Origin of the sequence: Streptomyces sp. NPDC056628, from assembly GCF_042792555.1 — a bacterium.
GTDB lineage: Bacteria > Actinomycetota > Actinomycetes > Streptomycetales > Streptomycetaceae > Streptomyces.
Map to the genome: position 1 here is coordinate 1 of NZ_JBHTWG010000053.1, position 18,324 is coordinate 18,324.

General features: G+C 70.3%; 15 protein-coding genes and 1 pseudogene. All 16 read right to left on the bottom strand.

Going from position 1 to position 18,324, the window contains the following annotated elements; translation table 11 throughout:
* Nucleotides 1–2,112 (bottom strand): annotated as a pseudogene (locus tag ACFRAC_RS34315) (hypothetical protein); the annotation flags it as partial.
* Nucleotides 2,112–2,558 carry a pilus assembly protein TadG-related protein gene (locus ACFRAC_RS34320; protein ID WP_382938275.1) on the bottom strand — a complete coding sequence of 149 codons (447 nt, stop codon included), beginning with the start codon at nt 2,556–2,558 and terminating at the stop codon, nt 2,112–2,114. The gene ACFRAC_RS34320 and the pseudogene ACFRAC_RS34315, both read right to left, overlap by 1 nt.
* Nucleotides 2,558–3,010, bottom strand: coding sequence for a TadE/TadG family type IV pilus assembly protein (locus tag ACFRAC_RS34325; RefSeq protein ID WP_382938277.1), 453 nt, complete (start codon nt 3,008–3,010; stop codon nt 2,558–2,560). Before ACFRAC_RS34325 ends, ACFRAC_RS34320 begins: the two co-directional genes overlap by 1 nt.
* Before the next feature lie 5 nt (nt 3,011–3,015).
* Entirely contained in the window at nt 3,016–3,363 is a 348-nt protein-coding gene (locus tag ACFRAC_RS34330; RefSeq protein ID WP_382938279.1) for a TadE/TadG family type IV pilus assembly protein, read from the bottom strand.
* 68 nt (nt 3,364–3,431) lie between these two features.
* The gene (locus tag ACFRAC_RS34335; RefSeq protein WP_382938282.1) at nt 3,432–3,593 is read right to left on the bottom strand and encodes a hypothetical protein; all 162 of its coding nucleotides are present in this window, start codon (nt 3,591–3,593) and stop codon (nt 3,432–3,434) included.
* A gap of 205 nt (nt 3,594–3,798) precedes the next feature.
* On the bottom strand, nt 3,799–4,683 hold the full coding sequence (locus tag ACFRAC_RS34340) for a type II secretion system F family protein (protein WP_382938285.1): 885 nt from the start codon (nt 4,681–4,683) through the stop codon (nt 3,799–3,801).
* On the bottom strand, nt 4,680–5,633 hold the full coding sequence (locus ACFRAC_RS34345; protein ID WP_382938288.1) for a type II secretion system F family protein: 954 nt from the start codon (nt 5,631–5,633) through the stop codon (nt 4,680–4,682). The genes ACFRAC_RS34340 and ACFRAC_RS34345 overlap by 4 nt, the downstream gene beginning before the upstream one ends.
* Nucleotides 5,630–7,117 carry a CpaF family protein gene (locus ACFRAC_RS34350; protein ID WP_382938292.1) on the bottom strand — a complete coding sequence of 496 codons (1,488 nt, stop codon included), beginning with the start codon at nt 7,115–7,117 and terminating at the stop codon, nt 5,630–5,632. Before ACFRAC_RS34350 ends, ACFRAC_RS34345 begins: the two co-directional genes overlap by 4 nt.
* A complete protein-coding gene (locus tag ACFRAC_RS34355; protein WP_382938294.1) occupies nt 7,107–7,934 on the bottom strand; it encodes a hypothetical protein in 828 nt (275 codons plus the stop codon). Before ACFRAC_RS34355 ends, ACFRAC_RS34350 begins: the two co-directional genes overlap by 11 nt.
* Nucleotides 7,934–8,473 (bottom strand): SAF domain-containing protein, encoded by a 540-nt coding sequence (locus ACFRAC_RS34360; RefSeq protein WP_382938297.1) that lies wholly within the window; start codon nt 8,471–8,473, stop codon nt 7,934–7,936. Before ACFRAC_RS34360 ends, ACFRAC_RS34355 begins: the two co-directional genes overlap by 1 nt.
* Before the next feature lie 180 nt (nt 8,474–8,653).
* Complete coding sequence (locus tag ACFRAC_RS34365; protein ID WP_382938300.1) at nt 8,654–9,553, bottom strand: ATP/GTP-binding protein; 900 nt, start codon at nt 9,551–9,553, stop codon at nt 8,654–8,656.
* On the bottom strand, nt 9,511–10,164 hold the full coding sequence (locus tag ACFRAC_RS34370) for a hypothetical protein (RefSeq protein WP_382938302.1): 654 nt from the start codon (nt 10,162–10,164) through the stop codon (nt 9,511–9,513). Before ACFRAC_RS34370 ends, ACFRAC_RS34365 begins: the two co-directional genes overlap by 43 nt.
* Before the next feature lie 625 nt (nt 10,165–10,789).
* Nucleotides 10,790–13,411: an ATP/GTP-binding protein gene (locus tag ACFRAC_RS34375; protein ID WP_382938305.1), complete on the bottom strand. Its 2,622-nt coding sequence runs from the start codon at nt 13,409–13,411 to the stop codon at nt 10,790–10,792.
* Nucleotides 13,387–13,836: a hypothetical protein gene (locus ACFRAC_RS34380; protein ID WP_382938307.1), complete on the bottom strand. Its 450-nt coding sequence runs from the start codon at nt 13,834–13,836 to the stop codon at nt 13,387–13,389. Before ACFRAC_RS34380 ends, ACFRAC_RS34375 begins: the two co-directional genes overlap by 25 nt.
* A gap of 209 nt (nt 13,837–14,045) precedes the next feature.
* On the bottom strand, nt 14,046–15,197 hold the full coding sequence (locus ACFRAC_RS34385; protein ID WP_382938310.1) for an NlpC/P60 family protein: 1,152 nt from the start codon (nt 15,195–15,197) through the stop codon (nt 14,046–14,048).
* Nucleotides 15,194–17,956 (bottom strand): hypothetical protein, encoded by a 2,763-nt coding sequence (locus ACFRAC_RS34390; RefSeq protein WP_382938313.1) that lies wholly within the window; start codon nt 17,954–17,956, stop codon nt 15,194–15,196. The genes ACFRAC_RS34385 and ACFRAC_RS34390 overlap by 4 nt, the downstream gene beginning before the upstream one ends.
* Between the last annotated feature and the right edge of the window lie 368 nt (nt 17,957–18,324).

An 18,324-nucleotide genomic window follows, 5' to 3' on the forward strand; every position in this document is an offset into this window, starting at 1 on the left:
ACTGCAGACACTCCTCGCCACCTGGACCGGCGCGTGTCCCACCTGCCACCGCGACATACCCACACCCATACGAACCTGACCAAGCCCTACTAGGGTGACGACTTCGACGTCGCTCGCCCACGGGCTCATGGCGAGCTCGAGGGCGATCGAGGTGCACACCTCGGTGATGTGGACCGGGTTGCCGTCCAGCAGCAGCGCGGGCATCTGGGGGAGGTTGAGCAGCAGCAGGTCGCTCGTTGCGGTGGTGCCGATGGTGACTAGTCCCGGGTACGGTGCGGGCACGTCGCGGGCGGCTTCCTCGTCCATGAAGACCGCGTTGGGGGGCAGGACCCACCAGCCGTCCTTGCCGGGGACGAAGGGTGCCTGCGGCTCTGCGGCGAGGTCCTCGGGCAGCACCTCTATGGCGCGGGCCCCGATGCGGGCGGCCCGCAGCGGCGGCAGGAGTCCGGCGTCCCCTTCCTGGAGGGCTACCTGGTGGGCCAGGGTCCGCAGTGCCAGGTCCAGGCGGGCGGCACTGGCGGGCTCGGCGGCTGCCGCCAACTGTGCTTCTGCCGGGGAGGTCTCGGCTGCGATGGCGATCTTCTCGCCGGGCTTGCGGCGTCGGCGCTGCAAGGTTCTGCGCAGGGCGAGGGCTCCGCTGATGGCGGCGGCGAGCAGCGCGCCGGCCCCGAGCAGGGTGCGCAGGTTCAGCGGGCTGCCGACCGGAGCTGTCGCCGGGGGCTCGGACATCGTGGTGGCGGGGGAGGAGGTAGCGGAGCCGGAGGGTTCGGCCGGCTCCGACGGTGTGGCGGCAGAGCCCGAGGCGCCGGCGGTGGCCTCGGGCGTCGCGGACGCGGCAGCGGACGGTGAGGACTGGTACTGCCCGGGCTGCTCGGCCGGGAGACTGGACGGCGCGCCGGGCGCCGACGACTGCGGTGCAGGCGCCTGGGTCTGGCCGGGCGCGGGTGCGGGTGTGGCCCCCGTGCTGCCGCCCGGAGCCCGCGTGTGGTCAGGGTTTTGCGTGGCGGTCTGGCTGGGCGCGGGTGCTGGCACATCGCTAGTGCTGCCGCCCGGCTTTTGCGTGTCGTCAGGGTTCTGGGTGGCCGGGGGAGTGGGGTGCTCGCTGCCGGATTCCTCACCGTGACCCTGGCTTTGCGGAGGCTGATCGGAGTGGGTATCGGGCACGGTGACCTGCTGCCCTGGGTGGATGACGTCGGGGTCGGTGATCTCGGGCAGTCGGTGCGGCTGCGGCTTGCCGCGGCTGGCCTCGAACAGCTGCGGCCAGTCGTCGCCGTTGCCGAGCTCCGTCTGTGCGATCTTCGACAGGTAATCGCCGGGGTGGACCGTGACGACGTGCCCGCCCTTGTCGTCTGCCGGCCGGGCGCTGTCCCCGAGCTGAGTACGGGCGTCTCCCGCGACTGTAGCGATCTCGGGCATTCGAAGCTGCCAGCCGGGCTGCAGGAAGCTGTTCGCCTGGAAGATGGTGCCGTCGGCCATCGTCCGTCCCTCGTTGAGATCGGCGATCTCCCGCCATCGCTCGCCGTCCCCCAACTCGTGTTCGGCGATGGCCCACAAGCTTTGCGCCGGCCGCATCTCGCGCACTGTGTACGTACGCGATGCCGGCGTGCTCGCGGGGGATGCGGGTGACGCCTGGTCGGCTGGGGCGGTTTCCTGCGAAACCTGGACCGTGTGGCCCGGCATGCGTCCCACCGTGGGGGCGGGTGCGGCCTGGGCTTCTGAGGCCAGCGCCGAGCTCGTGGGCAGGAGCACCAGGATGCTGCCGATCAGCAGGGCCGCGGCGCGTTGTGAGGCGCCCATTCCTCGCGGGGCGTGCCAGGTCCGGCCCCTCAGCTGCGCGATCAGCTCTCGTACCGTGCAGTAGCTGAACTGTGCCCACCCGGTCCAGCCCACCGCGACAAGCACCAGCAGAAAGACACTGCCGGTGTCCTGCCGGTCCAGCAGGTGGGTGAGGTCGTCATGGGTGGCAGCCCAGATGAGGGGGGTGGCCCAGGCCAGCAGCAACGGCAACCCGGCGATCGCGACCGTCAAGGCGATCAGGCTCAGCGTGGCTTTGAGGACACGGCCCAGGGCGCGGCCTACCGCTGTGGCGGGGGAGCGGGTGGTGGTGTGCATCAGCTTCCTTCGGGAGCGGTGACGCCGTGCAGGAGGGTTGCCGTGCCGTGACCGGTCACGGACAGGGAGCCGATGCCGACCGCCGACAGGAACTTTGTGTCGTAGGAGCCGGTGACCGTGACCTGGAGGGTCTTGCCGTCGCCGGAGACGCTGACCGTTCCGGTGGCGCCGGCGGAACTCAGGTAGGCCTGCGCCGCAGCGGCAGCCGCTTGAGGGTCGACGGTGATCGCGGTGCCGTTGATGGCTTCGGCGGCCTCGATGGCCTGCCCTCCGGCCCGGGCGGCCTCGCCGGCGATGTAGTCGGCGCGTTCGGTGGCGCGCATCGTGCTGCCGCCATCCACGGCGACGCCGATGATGCCGATCAGCGCGACCACGCACACGGCGACGAACACGGTGACGCCGCCCCGGTCGTCACCGCGGGCCTGCCGCATCCGCTGCAAGAACATCAGCCGCCTCGCTGTCTGTACTGGTCCACTACCGAGGTCGCCGTCGAGGTGAGCGTCTTGGCTCCCGGCACGCCCGGCAGCAGCAGGTCGGAGAGATTGACCGTGCAGGTCACAGCCGCGGTGATGGTGCCGACCTGCCCGACGGGCACGCTCAGGCCGCCGGTGTCGATGCGCACGGATGTCGACGCGCAGGTGATGCCCTGGTCGTCGAGGGACTGGGCGGCTGCGGCTTGTGCGGCCGTGTGGGCTGCGGCCGCGGTGCGGTGAAGGGATGCTTCCCGGGCCGCGTCCTGGGCCGCGGCGTCGATTTTCGCCCCGGAGGTGACGAGGCGGCCGCCGGCGATCGCCAGGCACAGGAGCATGATCAGCGCGGGGAGGATGATGGCCGCTTCGATCGCGGCACTGCCCTCATCGCGGCGCAACCTGTGGGCCGTGCGGGCCATGTCCGGCATGTGCTTCACCCCTCGGGGACGGTCCAGCGCTCCACCGGTCCGGATGCCGACTGCGTGACCGAAAGGCCCGGCAGACCCGGGATCATCGACAGGGCCGTGCCGGACACCTCAACCCGCACGCGCTGCCCGTCGCTGCTGGCGGACACGCTGTAGCCGTTCAGGCTGTCCCCGGCGGTGCGCGCGAGTACCGCACGAGCCTGGGCCGCACCGTCTGCCGGACTCGACTGGTAGGCGCGCGCCGCGGTGGCGCCTTCGCGGGCGGCGGTCAGGGCGATCTGCCGCGCGTAATACCACATGGACGCCTGGATGACGGCGACCGTGGCGAGCAGCACGAACGGGAAGATGATCGCCATCTGGATGCTGCTGTCCCCACGGTCGTCACCCCATCTGCGCCCCCGCCACCAAGTGCTCAGCCGCTCGGTCACAGCCCGTTGAGCCTGGCGTTGTACTTGGCGATCACGACGGCGATCGTTCCGGCGACCAGCACGGCGCCGGTGACGGCGGCCACCCAGATGATGACGGTCGTGATGGAGACGTCGCCGCGGTCCGGCCGGCGGGCGGCCTCCCGAAGGCCCCCCTGCACGCGCGCGCTCACACGCAGGACGGCCCTGGCGGCGCGCGCCCGGGCACGGCCTGCTCGGCCGCCCCATCCCGGTCCCTGTGACGACACGATGGTTGGGCCGGTGCGCGGGCGTGTGGCTGCCCGGCGTGCAGCGCGGCGGGTGCGGGCTGCGGTGTGCCTCATGTTCCCTACCTCTCTTCAGCGTGAGACGAGACGGTGTGGTCTTTCAGACGGTGAGCATGCGGATCACGGCGGGAAAGGCCATCAGCAGCATCACCAGGACGGCCAGGAGGGCTCCCGGCGCGGTCATCTTTTCGCTGGCCGCGTTCGCCTCGGCAGCCTGACCGGCGAGGAGTTCGGCATTGAGGGCCGCGGTGCGGGCGCGGAGCGCCTTGTAGACGGCGGCGCCGTCGGTGGCTGAGCCGCGCATGATGTCGGCGACGTCGTCCAGGACCGGCAGGTCGTAGGTGTGGGCGAGTTCCGTGAGCGCTTGATAGGGCGGGATCTTCTCCAGCCGTGCCCGGCGCAGCGCGCCCTGCAGATACCGGAACGGCCAGCCCTTGCCGACCTCGGCGGCCTTCTCCAGGGCCTCGGCGGGGCCTGAGTCGGCGGCCCGCTTGAGGGCGACCAGGTCGAGGTAGGCGGACAGGGCGTGCGCGAACTCCTCGCGGGCGCGCTTGGCCTGGTCGCGGACGGCGAGATCGGGCGTGATGAACAGCAGCACGGCGGCGACGAGCCCGACGCCGGCGGGCACGTAGAACGGAAGGCCCACCCCGGCGATGATCCACGGGATCGTCGCCGTCACCGGGCAGAGCAGTCCCAGCGCGGCGAGCGCGACCTTCTTCAGCATGAACTGGCCCGGCCCCTGCCCAAGCAGGGCCAGGTTCGTCGCGGGCACCCTCACGCCCCAAAGCCGTTCGAGACGGGCCAGCAGCCACCTCCCCCAGATCTCCTCGCGGTCCAGGTCCGGCTCGTCCATCGTCAACGCGGCTGGGGCACTGCGTTTGAGGGCCGGTGCCAAGGCGGGCTGGGGCTGCAGGAGTTCCCGGATCAGCAGGGCGACGCCGGCGCCGAGCGTGCCGCCGGTCACTACGACGGGGATCAGGTTCACGACGCGGTTCCTTCCGGCTCACGGACGGCAACCGTCAGGTCCGGCTCCTGCGCGGGCCCAGGCAGCCGGACGGTGCTCGTCGGGTCGGTGACCAGGAATCGGGGGATGCGGCGGAAGGAGCCCAACTGCCGCATCAGGGCGAGCACGCCGATGAACCCGGTCGTCAGGAAGGCGAGCACGAGCTGCCCCAGGAGGGTGGAGTACGGCTTCGTGTAGCTGGGCACGAAGAACCCGGCCCCCACCACGCCCACCGTGATGATGGTCATCCACCGCACGGTGGTCCGCGGCTTCGCCCGGTCCGCCTCGATGGCACGCTTGCGCGCGACCTCGTCCCGGACCGTGCCCGACAGGTCCTCCAAGGCCTGAGCCAGGCCCGGCCCGCGGTCGTTGACCGACAGGATCAGCGCCGCGGTCACCTTGTCGGCGGTGACGTCGTCGAGTTCCTCAGCGAACGCGCGCAGGGCCCCTTCCGGCCGCCAGCCCAGGCGCAGCCGGTCGGACAGGTTGATGATCTGTGGGGCGAGTTCACCCGGTGCCCCTTGTCGGCTGGTGATCATCGCCTGCTCCAGGCCCATACCCAGCCGCAGCAGTCCGGCCAGCCGCTGCGTCCACTCCGACAGCGCCTCCAGCCGGCCGATGCGGTCCTGTGCCGTCCGCGCCGGGCCGATCAGCCAGGGCACGCCGACGACAGCCGCGCCGAGCAGCGCACCGCCGACGAAGTTCCCCGAGACCAGCCACACGGCGACGAACACCACGACGGCCGTGACGGCGAGGGTGCGGCGCCGCAATCGGGCGTCCTCGCTCTGGCTCTTGCCGCCTCGCAGCGCCGCTTGCCAGCGCTGGAGAAGCGGAGCCCGGCGCGGTGCCGTGGTCCCCACGGCACCGGCCACGACACCGAGCAGCCCGCCGACCACCGCTATGCCGCACAGCAACCCCCACAGCAGCGTCATCGACTCACCCCCACCTTCAACGGCAGCGGCGCCGGCCAGGCCCCGTAGGACTCCTGCAGCAGCGAGGAGTCGAAGCCGACGCGGCGCAGGTCGTCGATACAGCCCGGGTCCATCCGCGGAACCGCCCGCAGCTCCCCCCACTCGCGGCCGGGGGAGAAGACCTCGTTCGTGGCCGGTCGTCCCATCTCGCCGATCCCGGTCAGTTCCAGCACGTGGGAGACGTAGCGGTGGCGGCGGCCGCCGATCCGGGTTTCGTCCGTCATGTCGACGTACACGATGAAGTCCAGGCCGTTGGCGGTCTGTCGGTAGGCGAGCTGCTCCGAGAGGTTCTCCTGGGCGAGCGCGTACAGCTCGGCGATCCGGTCGAAGACGATGTCCGGTCGCCGCGCATGGATGGTGCACAGGTTGCCGCCGGAGCCGTTCGTCAGGGCCTGCATCATGGCGACGACTTCGGGCCCGCGGACCTCGCCGACCACGATCCGCTCCAACGACATCCGCAGCGCGGGATGCATCAAATCCAGGAGCGTGACCTCACCGGCGCCGCGCCCGGTGACCTCCTTCTCCCCGTTGGACTCCCGCCCCACCAGGGAGACGACCTGCTTGTGGTAGCCGTTGGCGTGGGCGAACAGCTCGTCCTCGGTCTGGATGGTCGCGAACCGGCACTCGGGGTCGAACTCCTTGAGCATCGCCCGCATGAGCGTGGTCTTCCCGGCCTTCTGCTTCCCCGCGATCATGATGTTCTTCTCCGCGCGCACGGCGGCGCCGAGGAACTCGCGCAGAATCGGGTCGATGGTGCCCAGGCGCACCAGGTCGTCGAGGTTCGCGTGTGAGACCCGGTGCCGGCGGATGACCGCATACGTCATCGGTCCGAGCCCGGTGATGGCCTGCAGGCGGGAGCCGTCCTCGAGGGACAGGGCGAGAGTGGGGCTCGCGGTGGAGATGGTCCGCTCACTGTGCCCGGATCTCCGGGCCAACTCCCGCAGCAGCTCCAGCAGTTCCTCTTCCGACTCGGCGATCGGACCGACCCGGCGGCGCTCGCCCTCGCCGTAGTCGAGCCACACCTCGTGCGGGCCCTGGATGATGATGTCCTCGACCCGCTCATCATCCAGATACGGCTGCAGGCGGCCAGCCCGAAAGAGCAGGTCATACACAGCACGCCGCAGCGCCTCGTCCTCCCGGGGCGTCATCGCCTGAGCGTCCGACCACAACGCGACCGCCTCAGCGATCCAGTTCAGACAGCGCTGCTCTTCGCTCGCCCGGTCCATGTCGGGCTTGGTCTTGAGTAGTTCCTCTCGCTGCCTGGCGACCTGGGAGGCAATGTCCCGGGTCACCCGGTAGTCGACAGCGACGTCAGGAGCCGCCGCACCGAGCACCTGAGTACTCGAGGCGGCACCGGCCGGTGCCATCGCACCGCCGCTCTCGTGCTCCCATTGCCGGGGCAGCGGCGCCACCGTGGGATCGGGATGCAGGGGCTTAGCGCGCACGGGTCACCTCCCCGCCCGCCGTGTGAGGTGCGCGTGGATCGAGGCGGGCCCGGCGCGTGGCGGCCCGCTGGAGGAGCAGCGTGCTGCCCGCTCGGGCGGCCTTCATCAGTGCAGACCTGGTGAAGTGGCGCGGCTGCTCGATGCCGTCGGACAGCACACCGGCCTCCTTCGGCGCATACGGCAGGGTGGTGATCACCGGCACCTGCAACACCCGCTGCACCTCACCCGCGGGGTACGGGCCCTCGTTGATCATCAGCACGCTGACCTCTCCGACGCGCTCTTCCAGTGCGCGCACGCGCCCTTCGGCTGCCTGCAGGCAGCGCAGGGTGTTGCGAACCACCACGAACGTGGCGTCTGCCTGCTCAGCCAGAACCCCGCAGGGTCCGAACGCGCCGCGGCGGCCGAGGTCGATGAGAACGTCATGGCCGCTCTCGGCCTCGATGCCGCGGAACATCTGCGCGAGGATCTTCCACACCTGACCCAGGCTCGCCGACTGCGAGGGGTCGGTGATGCCCGGCAGCAGCAGCCGATCGCGCGGTGACTCCTTCGTACTGTCCTCGCTGCTCAGGTCGATCAGCTGCCGCCAGAAGGCGTCGCTGAACTCGCCCTTGCGGGCGGCGACCGAGAGGTTGCGCAGCCCGTACCGGTCACCGAGCGTGCCCTGCAGCAGCCCGTGCAGGACGGCACCACCATCCGGGTCACACTCAGCCAGGACCATCCGCCGGCCCGCCTCCAGCGGCCACGACAACAACAGCGCGAGAGCGCTCGTCGTCACCCCGGGCGCCCCACTGCAGCCGGCGAGCGCGATCACAGTCATCAGCTGCCGTCCGCAGCCGCGAGGACCAGGTGCAAAGAACCGGCCGCCTCCCACACGGCGGCCGTGGGACCGTCAGCGGCGGACGTCGCGACATCGACGACTACGATTCCCGTACCCGGGGCGGCGCCGGACGCCTTCACCACCCGGCCCTCGATGGTCTGCGCTGCAGCCTCGGACGCCTTGCCGGTATCCGTCGTTCCCTGGGCCGGGACGTGCACCAACTGAACCCTCTGGCCCGGCACCAGCTCGGTGGCCGGGATCTGCTTGGGCTCCAAGCCGATCGGCACCAGCTGCTCACCGGCCTTTACCAGCGAGTCCTTCGTCACCTGCGAGGGGGCGAGCAGGGAACCGGACTTGAGTTCCACGGCGGCCCGCCTGCCCACCACCGACTTCAGGTCCTCCGAGCGCACCGCTTTGACGGCCGGGTCCAGGGCGATGGACGCCTTGCCCAGGTCGTCCTCGGCGAGGACCTGACCGACCTGGACGTCGCGTACCACGGTCACCACATCGGTGCGGTCGCCGACCTGGAGCAGGAGCACGGCAACTCCGGCGCCCCCGGCGGCGATCAGCGCCAGAGACAGAGCGATGACGCCTGGCCGTCGCCTCCGGGCCGACACACGGGGCGGACGCACGGGCCCACTCACCCTTCCCTGCTGGGGGACGCCGTTCGCAGCTGTGTCTAATTGGGTCTTGGTCACCGTTCCGTCCTTCCGGTGGCTCTACCTGACGACCTGAACTTCACCGACCGCCACCTGCACGTTGGTATTCCGCACCTCGGTCAGCTGGCCGGCCTGCCCGCCGCCCTGCCAGTCGATCGTCCAAGTCGAGGTCGCGGTCACCGGAAACCTGCCTCTCTGGGCACCGGTCGAGGTCTTGGAGTACACATGTCCGCAGGTCGGCGATGGGGCCATGCCCTCGGACGATGTGTAGGGGGTACCGGGGCCGTTGCACGTCACGCTGGCGCCATCGCCCATCTGCCACACGATCTTCGACACCTTCGCGGTCGCCGTGACCGTGATTCCGCCCGCCGACGCCGAGGCGGTGTTGGGCCCGTAGGTCGTGGCGCTCTGGTTGACCCACATCCACATCGGAACACCCACGGTGTACTTCCCGAACCCGCGGGGGCTTGCGATGTCCGGGCCAAGCAGCGTCATCGAGTCGACTGCCCGCTGCGCCAGCACTTCTGCATCGACGGTCGGCGGATCCTCGCCGGGTGGCACACCCACGCTGACTGTGTTGTCGGGTGTGTTCGGATCGCTGTCCGGGCAGGTCCGCAGATAGACGACCTTGCCCTCGCCCTCGTAGAAGATGCTTCCCGGGGGCGGCTGAGGATCCATCTTTTTCATCGTGCACTTGGGAGCTGACCCGCTGCTCCCGGAAGCCTGATTGCCCGAACCCGAGTCAGTGCCACCGCCCTGGCCTTCTCCGCTTCCGCTGCCTGGCACATCGATCCCGACGCAGAAAGAGATCAGGTCGCAGTTGCCCGTGCTGATGTCAGGGCCATCGCTGGCGCGTGCGGCCGGGGCGGTGGCTATTGCGGCGAGACAGACGGTTGCACTCATGATCAGTCGCCGGGTCAGCATGACCGATTCTCCGGGGTGATCTTGACGATCACCCATCGGCCGTACCACTTCTCGGCTACAGCCTTCGTGACGTATTTGGTCCGGCGGTTGTCCGGAAGGCTGACCTTCTCGCCACTGGAGCGATTGATCAGAGTCCATTGCGATACGTCGGTGCAATCGGTCAGGGCTCCACGCGGGACCTTCCGCCCGGTGTCCACGGAGGTGACGTCGGGCGCGAGGACGGGCTTGCCCGTGGCCACCAGGCCCTTGCTCCTGAGGGCCTTCACCTCGGTCTCGGCCTGGCTGTAAGCCTCCGCGACGGCGTATTTCTTGAGCTCAGTGCCCTCGACACTGGCTTTCGCGTAGGCGGCGACTTTGGCGTCCCAGTACTTCTGGTACGCGGCGGCGATCGGAGCCCCGGCGTCCGCAGAGGGTTCCGCCGGCGAGGGAGTCCTGGCTGAGGGCCGTGCCTCGCTCGGAGATTCGCTACTCGCTTTGGGCTGGTCGTCCGACCCGCCGCAGGCGCTCACAGTGAGAGCAGCACACGCGGCGATGGCTGCGACGGTGGTGCTCCGCAGGTGCCATACAGAATGTGGGACTTGTTGTGCACAGCGCTTCACGATGCCTCCCCGTCCGGCGTGAAGGGACCTGACCGCGGCCTGAGCCATGGCTTGAGGGCAAAACAGGCACTGCGGCCTGATTTCGCCGCGGTGGTCGATTTGTGTAGCGGCAAGATTACGCATATGCCAGCCAACTTCCCACCCTCGCATCGTAGTTCACTCGGATAACTGTGGGCGTATCTGGTCACATCTGATCGCAGGGAGCGCTTCTGCTGCTGTACCTCTCTCGTTTTCCGGCATAAAAAAGGGAGCGTGCCCTGTTTGTTCGTAGAACTCAAATCGCGCTTTTTGTTCAGAAGCGACTTTTCGGGCGAGTTGCGCGCGGTCCTGTGCGTGAGAACCGGCATGGCGTTCTCTTTGGTGTCGAGCGCAAGCAGCAGCTGCTCCTTCTTTGGTCCTTGATCATCTGGACCCTTCCCGCGGCTTTGGTTTGATCCGCTCTCTCTTGGCGACCGGTTCCGTCCTGTGAACTTCGCTTAAGTGCTTGAGTCGCGCGACGTCCCTAATCTCCCTGTTTGAGGCGGGGTTGCGGAGGTTTCTCTCTGTGTAGAAAGTAAAGTAGATGTTCGCGTGAGCAAATCTCAAGGGGTTTCCGGGTGGAGTTGCAAGGCTGCGACATCTGTCCGGATCACGTCCGGGGGAGGGGAACTGCGGTCGCGTGGCTGGGTGAAGATCACTCGTACTCCTTGTTCGTCGCAGGTCCGGGGGTGGCGGGGGAGTGCTGGGTGAGGAAGGTGCTGACGCGGCTGATCTGTTCGGCTGCGCGGCGGGTGAGCTGATGAAGGGGGAGTGCTCCGGCGTTCGTGAGGGCGGCCTGCTCCAGGGCGGGAACCTGCCGTGGTCGTGCCTGGGCGGCGAAGATGGCGTCGAGGTGAGGTCCGCGCAGCTGGACGGGCCCTATTCGGCGTCCGTGGACGTTCAGGGACACGTAGTGCTCGAACCGCTGCATGGTGGCTACTCGGTCCGGGCTGGGGTCATCGCCCCACTCGGCGGTGATGGGGGCGATCGCGGATTTGGACCCGGCGGTGGTGGCCAGTGTGGATGCGTTCTGCATCAGGGACAGCCGCACCGGTGACGGCAGGCGTGCCAGCAGTTGGGTCATGCCGTGGACGTGGCACCTGTACTTGCGGAAGTCCTCGAACATGGCGGCGACGGTCTCCGGCGCGGCGCCTGTCAGGGTGATCAGTTCGTCGAAGTAGGGGCGGAACGGCACGCGCCTGGTTTCCGGGGTGTCTCGCCGGGAGCGCACGGCCCGTAGCAGGTCTCGGGCGAGTAGGGCGGTCACCAGCCGGTCGGTGGGCCCGTTGCCGCCTGGGCACACCCAGACGACCATCCGGGAGTCCATCGCGGCGCGGATGTTGTAGACGCCAGACGACTGGCCGAGGAAGGCGCGCGTGACGGGGTTGGCGGCCAGCCGGGCGACCGGGTTGAGGACCACGGCGAACGCGTCCGCCGGCAAGGTCGGGAAGACCACCTGCCACCAGGACCGGGTCTCCTCGTTGAGACGGTCGGTGACCGCGGCGAGCGCTGCCGTGCGGAACGCGACATCCGTCAGCAGTGCCCTGATGTGGAAGATCGTGGCCTGGTCCTCGGGGCGGCCGGCCTGGCAGGCGGCCTCGTTGACGGCGATCAGCACCGCCAGCGCGGCGGTGAGGATGGTGATCGCCCGGGGCGCGGTCGCATCGTCCCAGGCCAGTGCGGAGGCGTAAGCGTCGGTGATGGCCTCGACGACCTCGTGCGCCGCCTGTCCGTGGTGCATGGCGAGCGGATTCCACGAACTCACCTGCGGGTTGGTGCCCAGGGCGTTGAGGTCGATGAGCGCGGTCCGCCGCATGACGGCCTCGTGCGCGAGGAACGGGGTGGCGCGGGGCCAGGAGTCACGGTGGGGGTCGACGAACAGCAATCCGCCCCCGGCGTGAGCCCAGCCGATCGCCTGAGCCAAAGCCCGCTCGGTCTTGCCGCCGCCGGCCTTGCCCACCCCTACCTCGAACAGGGTCTCCTCGGCGTAGGTGGCGACCAGGCGCTCGCGGCCGTCCGGGCCCCGGTAGATCCCCTGCAGCAGCAGCCTCGGATCGCCGAACTCGAATGTCGGCAGGTCCGCGGCGAGCACCGGCAGACGGCAGTGCATGGTGGGCGGCTTGAGCAGGCCCGCCAGCTCCTCCAGGCGCACCCAGTTGGCGCGGGGCGGCTGGCAGTGCCCCAGATCCCACCGGCGTTCGAACCCACGCCTGGTGGGCCAGTGGTCGGCGCCGATCCGCCAGGGTCCCAACTGCCATCCACGCATGGCCCACCTCGAGCGGCCACCGAACACGTCGAGACCAGCTTGGAGTTGGGCGAGCCGGGCTTGGGCGCGGCCCTCGGTGTTCGAGGCGCACATCACCAGCAGCTGCACCCGGACCAGGTGGTCGTCGTCGGCGAGCTTGCCCAGTGCCTCGGCTGGCTCGACCCGGCGGGGTACCGGCGGCATGACCAGCCGCCGTCCGGTGCCCGCGGCGGGCTTGTCGCTGAGCAGCTGCTGCAGCTGCCAGGTCAGGGAGTCCTCGAGGCCGCCGGCATCGCGCCGCAGCCAGCGTGCGGCCCGCTGGGCCTCCCGGTGCTCCGCCCGGCGGGCGGCACTCATCAACTGAGTCCGGCGTGCCCGCAGCGCCCATTTGGGGGCGCGCTGGATGTCGAGTCTGATCTCGGCGAGGTCGCCGAGTTCTGCGCGTAGGTCGGCGACGGCGTCGACGAGCGGCTGCAGCGGGTCGGGGATGAGGGGGACCTCGCGCAGTGGGGCGGTCGGCTTGCCGCGCAGGATGAACTCCGCGCGGACGGTGTGTGTCCGTGGCTTGTCGGCGATCGGCATGGCCCGGTTGACCGTGACGTCCGGCCCGAACGGCGTGATGGACAGCAGTCGCTGGCCGCCGGCCGGGCCCTCGATCCGGTAGCGCAGCGGGCTGGAGCCGTCGGAGCGCAGCCGGATCTGCACGGCCTTGGCCCGGCGGGGTGCCCACCAGGGCATCGCTGTGGAAGCGCGGGCGAGCTGGACGCCGCGGCGGAAGATCTCCTCCAGGCCGGGGTCGAAGTGCCGGCTGGCCACCAGCTCCAGGGCCATCCGTTCAGCCGAGGCGCGCGCCGCCAGCCGGCGCACCACCATCTCGCCGATCCCCCAGGCCATCGCCATGGCCAGGGCCGGCAGGTACCAGTGGTTGTAGAGCCAGCCGGCGGCGTCCGCCAGGCCGGAGACCACGCCGAGTACCTGACCTGCGGCCGTGTGATCGGCCGGATCTGTCAGGTAGGGGGCTGCGCAGTCCACGTCGCTGCTCCCTTCCTGTTCGTGCGGGTGAAGAACCAGTCGGTGATGCGCAGGTCGGTGAAGGTGCCGCCGCGGTCCTGGCCTGCCCACACCAGATGCACCACCGCCTTGTTGCGTCTGCCGCCGCGGCGGGCGATCGCGGCCTGGATGCGGAAGCGTGCGGAGGCGAACGCCGGGGCCACCGCGTAGCCCGAGTCGTCGAAGACGGAAGGCCACTTCGCGCGGCCGGTCCCGGTGGCGTCCGCACGCAGCAGCGCCCGACCGGCGGCGAGGAGCTCCCGCTCGTCGTCGGCGGGAAGGTCAGCGGGCCAGGCCGCCTCCAGGTTTTGCTGGACGACCCGGTCGCCCGCCACCCCCTCGCCGTGCGCAGGCACAGCGGACACCACGGACGGCGCCGGTACGGCGTGCGTTGGGGAGGCAGCCATGCCGGGGTGGGGTCCGTCGGCGGGAGGCGGAGCCTCCGCCGACGAGACATCCGTGGGAGAGGGCGCGGATGAGGCATCCATGCCTCCCTGCGCGGACGACGCCGTCCCCGGAGTGGACGCCTCCCCACCGGCCGGTACCAGAGCCACTCCTGCGACGGTGAGCAGGACCGTACTGAATAGCAGCAGGCGTGGTGAGCGCGAGGTGGTGGTCACGGCAGCCGTGCACCTCCCGCGTAGCCGGACATCGCGTTGACGGCGTCCAGGCGCACCACGGCGCCTGGGCGCGGGGCGTTGACCATCTGCCCGCCGCCCAGGTAGATCCCGACGTGGTAGATCGTTGAATCGCGTCCGGGTGCGGTGGCGTAGAAGACGAGGTCACCGGGCTTGAGGGCGCCGGTGCCGAGGCCGGCGGGGATGCGCCGGCCGGCAGCGGCCTGGGCGGACGCGGTGCGTGGCAGGTGGATGCCGGCCGTGGCGTACGCGTAGGTGGTCAGCCCCGAGCAGTCGAAGCCCTTGATGCGCTCGCCGCTCTTGCCGCTGGGCGAGCAGCAGATCCCGTACGACGCGCCGCTCGTGTTGCCGCCGCCCCACGAGTACGGGACACCCCGCTGGGACAGCGCAGCCTCGATGACGGTGCGGACCTTTCCCGTGACGTCCTTCAGACCCGGGTTCTTAGCGGCCGTCGTGTACTGATCGATCCACCCCACAACGTCGGCGACGTACTCGCTCGAGTGGTTGTACTGCCAGATCGCGGCTGTCAGCTGCGACCGCTTCGTCAGGTCACGACCGTCTCCGCACAGGTAGATCGCCGCGCCGAGGGCGGCGTCGTCAGCGTTGTGCGGGTCGGCGGTCTTGTCGCCGCCTGCGTCCCTGCCGATCCGCTCCCACGTGGAGGGCAGGAACTGGAAGGGGCCGACGGCGCGCTCCCCGTTCGCGGTGCCGTCCCATGTGCCGCCGTCCGTGTCGGGGAAGACGGTGGTGTTGCCGCCCTGGCCGGAGCCGTTGAGGAGTACTCCGTAGATTTTCGGGCGGATGTCGCCGCCTGCGGAGATGTTCCGTCCGACGGCGTGGTTCGATTCGGCCTTGGCGATCCCGGCGAGGATCGGCCAGCGCATGCCCTGACACCTTGGCCCGTACTTTCCGACCCGCTGGACGGCGTTCTTATAGGCGGTCAGCATCCGGGCAGGGATGCCGACGGCGCTGCCGCCGCCGGCGATTCCGGTGCCGTCCTGTGCACCCGCCTCCAGTGCGACGTACGCGCTGATCGCGTTGCCCACCGGCGCGGCGCAGCACACGGCGGCGAACATCAGCAGCGCCACCATGCATCCCCACCGCCGCACCCGGCGACCCGGTGGCTTCATCCGTCGTCACCGTCCTGGTTGTGCCGCCGCGCCCGCTGTTGACGTAGACGTTCGGCCTCGGGGGCGGTGCGCCGCATCAGCTCCTGCATCCGGGCCCGCGCTTCTTCACGGGTCCGGTCACGAGCGCCTCCGCCCCCGGGGAGAACGGGCCGGCCGGGATCGGGCCGCGGCCGCGGCGCAGACCCGTCCCGGCGTGGGAGCCCCGAAAGCGAAGGTGCTGCGGAGCCGCCGGCCGAGGGAGCGGGGCGGGAGGGGGCAGGGCTGCCACCTGAGGGGCGGCGGGAGGGTGGGAAAGGCGCAGGCGTTGCCGGGCGGGGGGAGGGCGCGGGTGTGGCTGTGGTGGGCAGGCGGCGGCTGGCGAAGGGGCCGGGTCCGCCGCTGTCGCTGTTCTCCCGCAGGACACCAGCCATGTGGCGCCCGGTGTCAGTCCAGGCCCTGCCGTCCTCGCGGATGGTGTTGCCCCATACCCGCACTTGCTGGCGGGCGTCCTGGGAGTAGCGCGAGCCCTGTGACCGGGCTCGCCGGACGCCTGCCGGAAGACCGGCCGTCACCCCGTACGCGGCTCTGCCGCTGCGGTTGAGGATGCGGTACCCGCGGAATCGGACGAGCCGGTTGTGGGCCCGGGTCGACAGCAGTGGGCGGTCGCTGTTCTGGTCGTGCAGGACCTGGCCGGTGGTGCGGTCGACGATCTGTCCTTGGGTATTGCGGTACCGGTCGGCCGGCCCTGAGGGTTGACGCGGACCTGTACCGCGGCCTGAACCACCGTCCCCGCCGCCCGACGGACCACCCCCGCCCCCGTGACCGCCCGCGCCTGTGTCGGGGTCGCTTTCGGTGGTGGGCTTGCGCCACTTGGCCAGCTGCTCGTTGTCCGGGCGGCGGCCGATCAGCAGCCAGTGGGCGCCCTTGGCGCCGAGCCGTGCGCCCAGCCCTCCTACGGCCGTGGCCGCGGTGAGCGGGGCCAGGCCGCGCCGGGCTTCGGCGGTGGCATCGGCGAGGACACGGCCGGTGTCCACGGGCATGCCTGCGCCGTCGAAGACCGAGGTGAGTGCCCCCATCAGCCGCTGCCGGGTGCCGAGCATCCCGAATCTGCCTCCGCCCCCGCGGGTGAGGGTGCGCAGCCCTGCGCCGTATCCGCTCATCGTGGCGGGGGAGTTCAGGGCGAGCGCGGCGCCGAGCTCGGAGGTGTCGCCGGGCATGTGGGTGCCGCCGACCTTGGCGTAGCGCATCCGCAGGGCCATCCGCCGGCCGAAGGCGGTGATACCGGTCAGCAGGCGGCGGTGTCCGGCCGCGCCGGCGATGGCGAGGACGTCGATGAGCAGGATCCGCTCCACCATCAGCTGTGGGCCGTCGGTGATGGTGGTGTCGACGGCAATCCCGAAGAACGGGATGAACGCACAGACGCCGACCACGGCCAGGACGGCGATGCCCCACAGGGACAGCCACTTCCACACGCTCTGGCGCGGGGGACCGGGCAGCATGGCCGTGATGAAGGTGACGCCGCCGACGGCTGCGGCGGCAGCGCAGACGCCTTGGGTTGCGAGCAGCACGATCGCGCTGGACAGCAGCATGCCGCAGATGAACAGGGCGGCGATCAGCAGCAGGAAGGCGCCGCCCAGGCGCCACCAGGTGGGCTTTTCGGCGTAGGCGGCGCAGGACTTGCCGACCGGGCCGGCTTTCTTCATGTCGGCGAGGAACGCGGCGAACGCCTGGTCCTCGTCGGTGACGATCGCATGGGAGGCATCCAGGAGCTGCCCTCCGGGTGTGAGGTCGGGCAGATCCGTGCCGCCGATCGGCGTTGGCCCGTCGCCGTCCTGCTCGCAGTACGCCTTGGCGGGTCCCTTGATCCCCTCACAGGAGTCCTTCGTGGCTCCCCGGCTGCCGGAGGCGGGCAGGTACCTGCCGGTGATCCACTTCAGGTGGATGGCGTAGGCCTTGCGGTCGGATGTCTTGGCGGGGTCGAGGATGCGCCCGTACTGCAGGAGCATGTACGGCTTGACGATCACAGCGTTGGTGATCGAGTCCTGGATCGGGCGGGCCACCTCTGTCGAGGAGACGGGTCCTTGCCCTTCACGTTGCAGGCAGGTGATCTCGGCGTTGCCTGCCACGCCGGCACAGGGGTCGTGGCTGGCGAGCTTGCCGCCCCAGTCGTGCGAGTTGACGCTGTCTCGGGCGACCTGGGCGGCCACCTGTTGGGCTTGGCCCAAAGGGCCGTGCGTGCCGAGCAGGGTGTCGGGGCGGATGAGGGCCGAGGCGGTGATCGCCCCGATGAGCAGGGTGAGGAAGATTTCGCCCAGACCACGGCCGATCCGCCCGCGTACGATCATGAAGGCGGCGAAGACGAACGCCCACGCCAGCAGCAGCCCCTTCAGCCCCAGGGTGTCGACCACCACGGTGTCGTAGGTGTCGGCGGCTTTCTGCGCGGGGCGGGTGAGGATCTTCAGCAGCGGAAACCGGAAGGCCACCTCGATCGACCACCCGGCCAGCCCCACCAGCAGCCGGATCAGGGTGAACAGACCGCTGAGCGCGAAGGCCAGGGCCTGCCTCTTGAAAGCGACGATGGAGCCGCCGGAGGCGTTGAGTTCGTACCCGTCGATCGGCACTCCCTCGGACGAGGTGATGTTCAGCGGGGCGAGCAGGTCCGTGGTCTCGCTGCTGTTGGCGGCCGCGTACACGACCTGGCTGTTCACCATCAGGAACACACCGGTCAGCAGCACGACGGAGCCGGCCGAGCGCAGCCTCGCGGGGTCCGGGCGGAACACGTCAGCGCCGCCTTCGCCCGGCGCCGGACCGCGGCCGCCACACCACTAGGGCGGCTGCACCGGCGGCCGGCCTCCACGTTGCACCGGCACCTGTGCTCCGCGGCCTCAATGCTGCGCCGACACGTGTGGTCGTCCCCTGCCCCCATGCTGCATGGGCCACGTCCTGGTGCTCAGCGGAGGTGGCGGCGCGCTCGGTGTACGCCCTGGCGGCGCCCGTGATCACGGTGCAGGGGCCCTGGCATGTCGTGCCGTGCGGCTGCCGGAGGCGAAGGCTGGTCCGCTCTCGGGCCATCAGGCGTCCGACACGCAGGCGTCCGGCACGCAGGCGTCCGGCGCGCAGGCTCCGACGGCGAGAGGTGAGCGGGCTT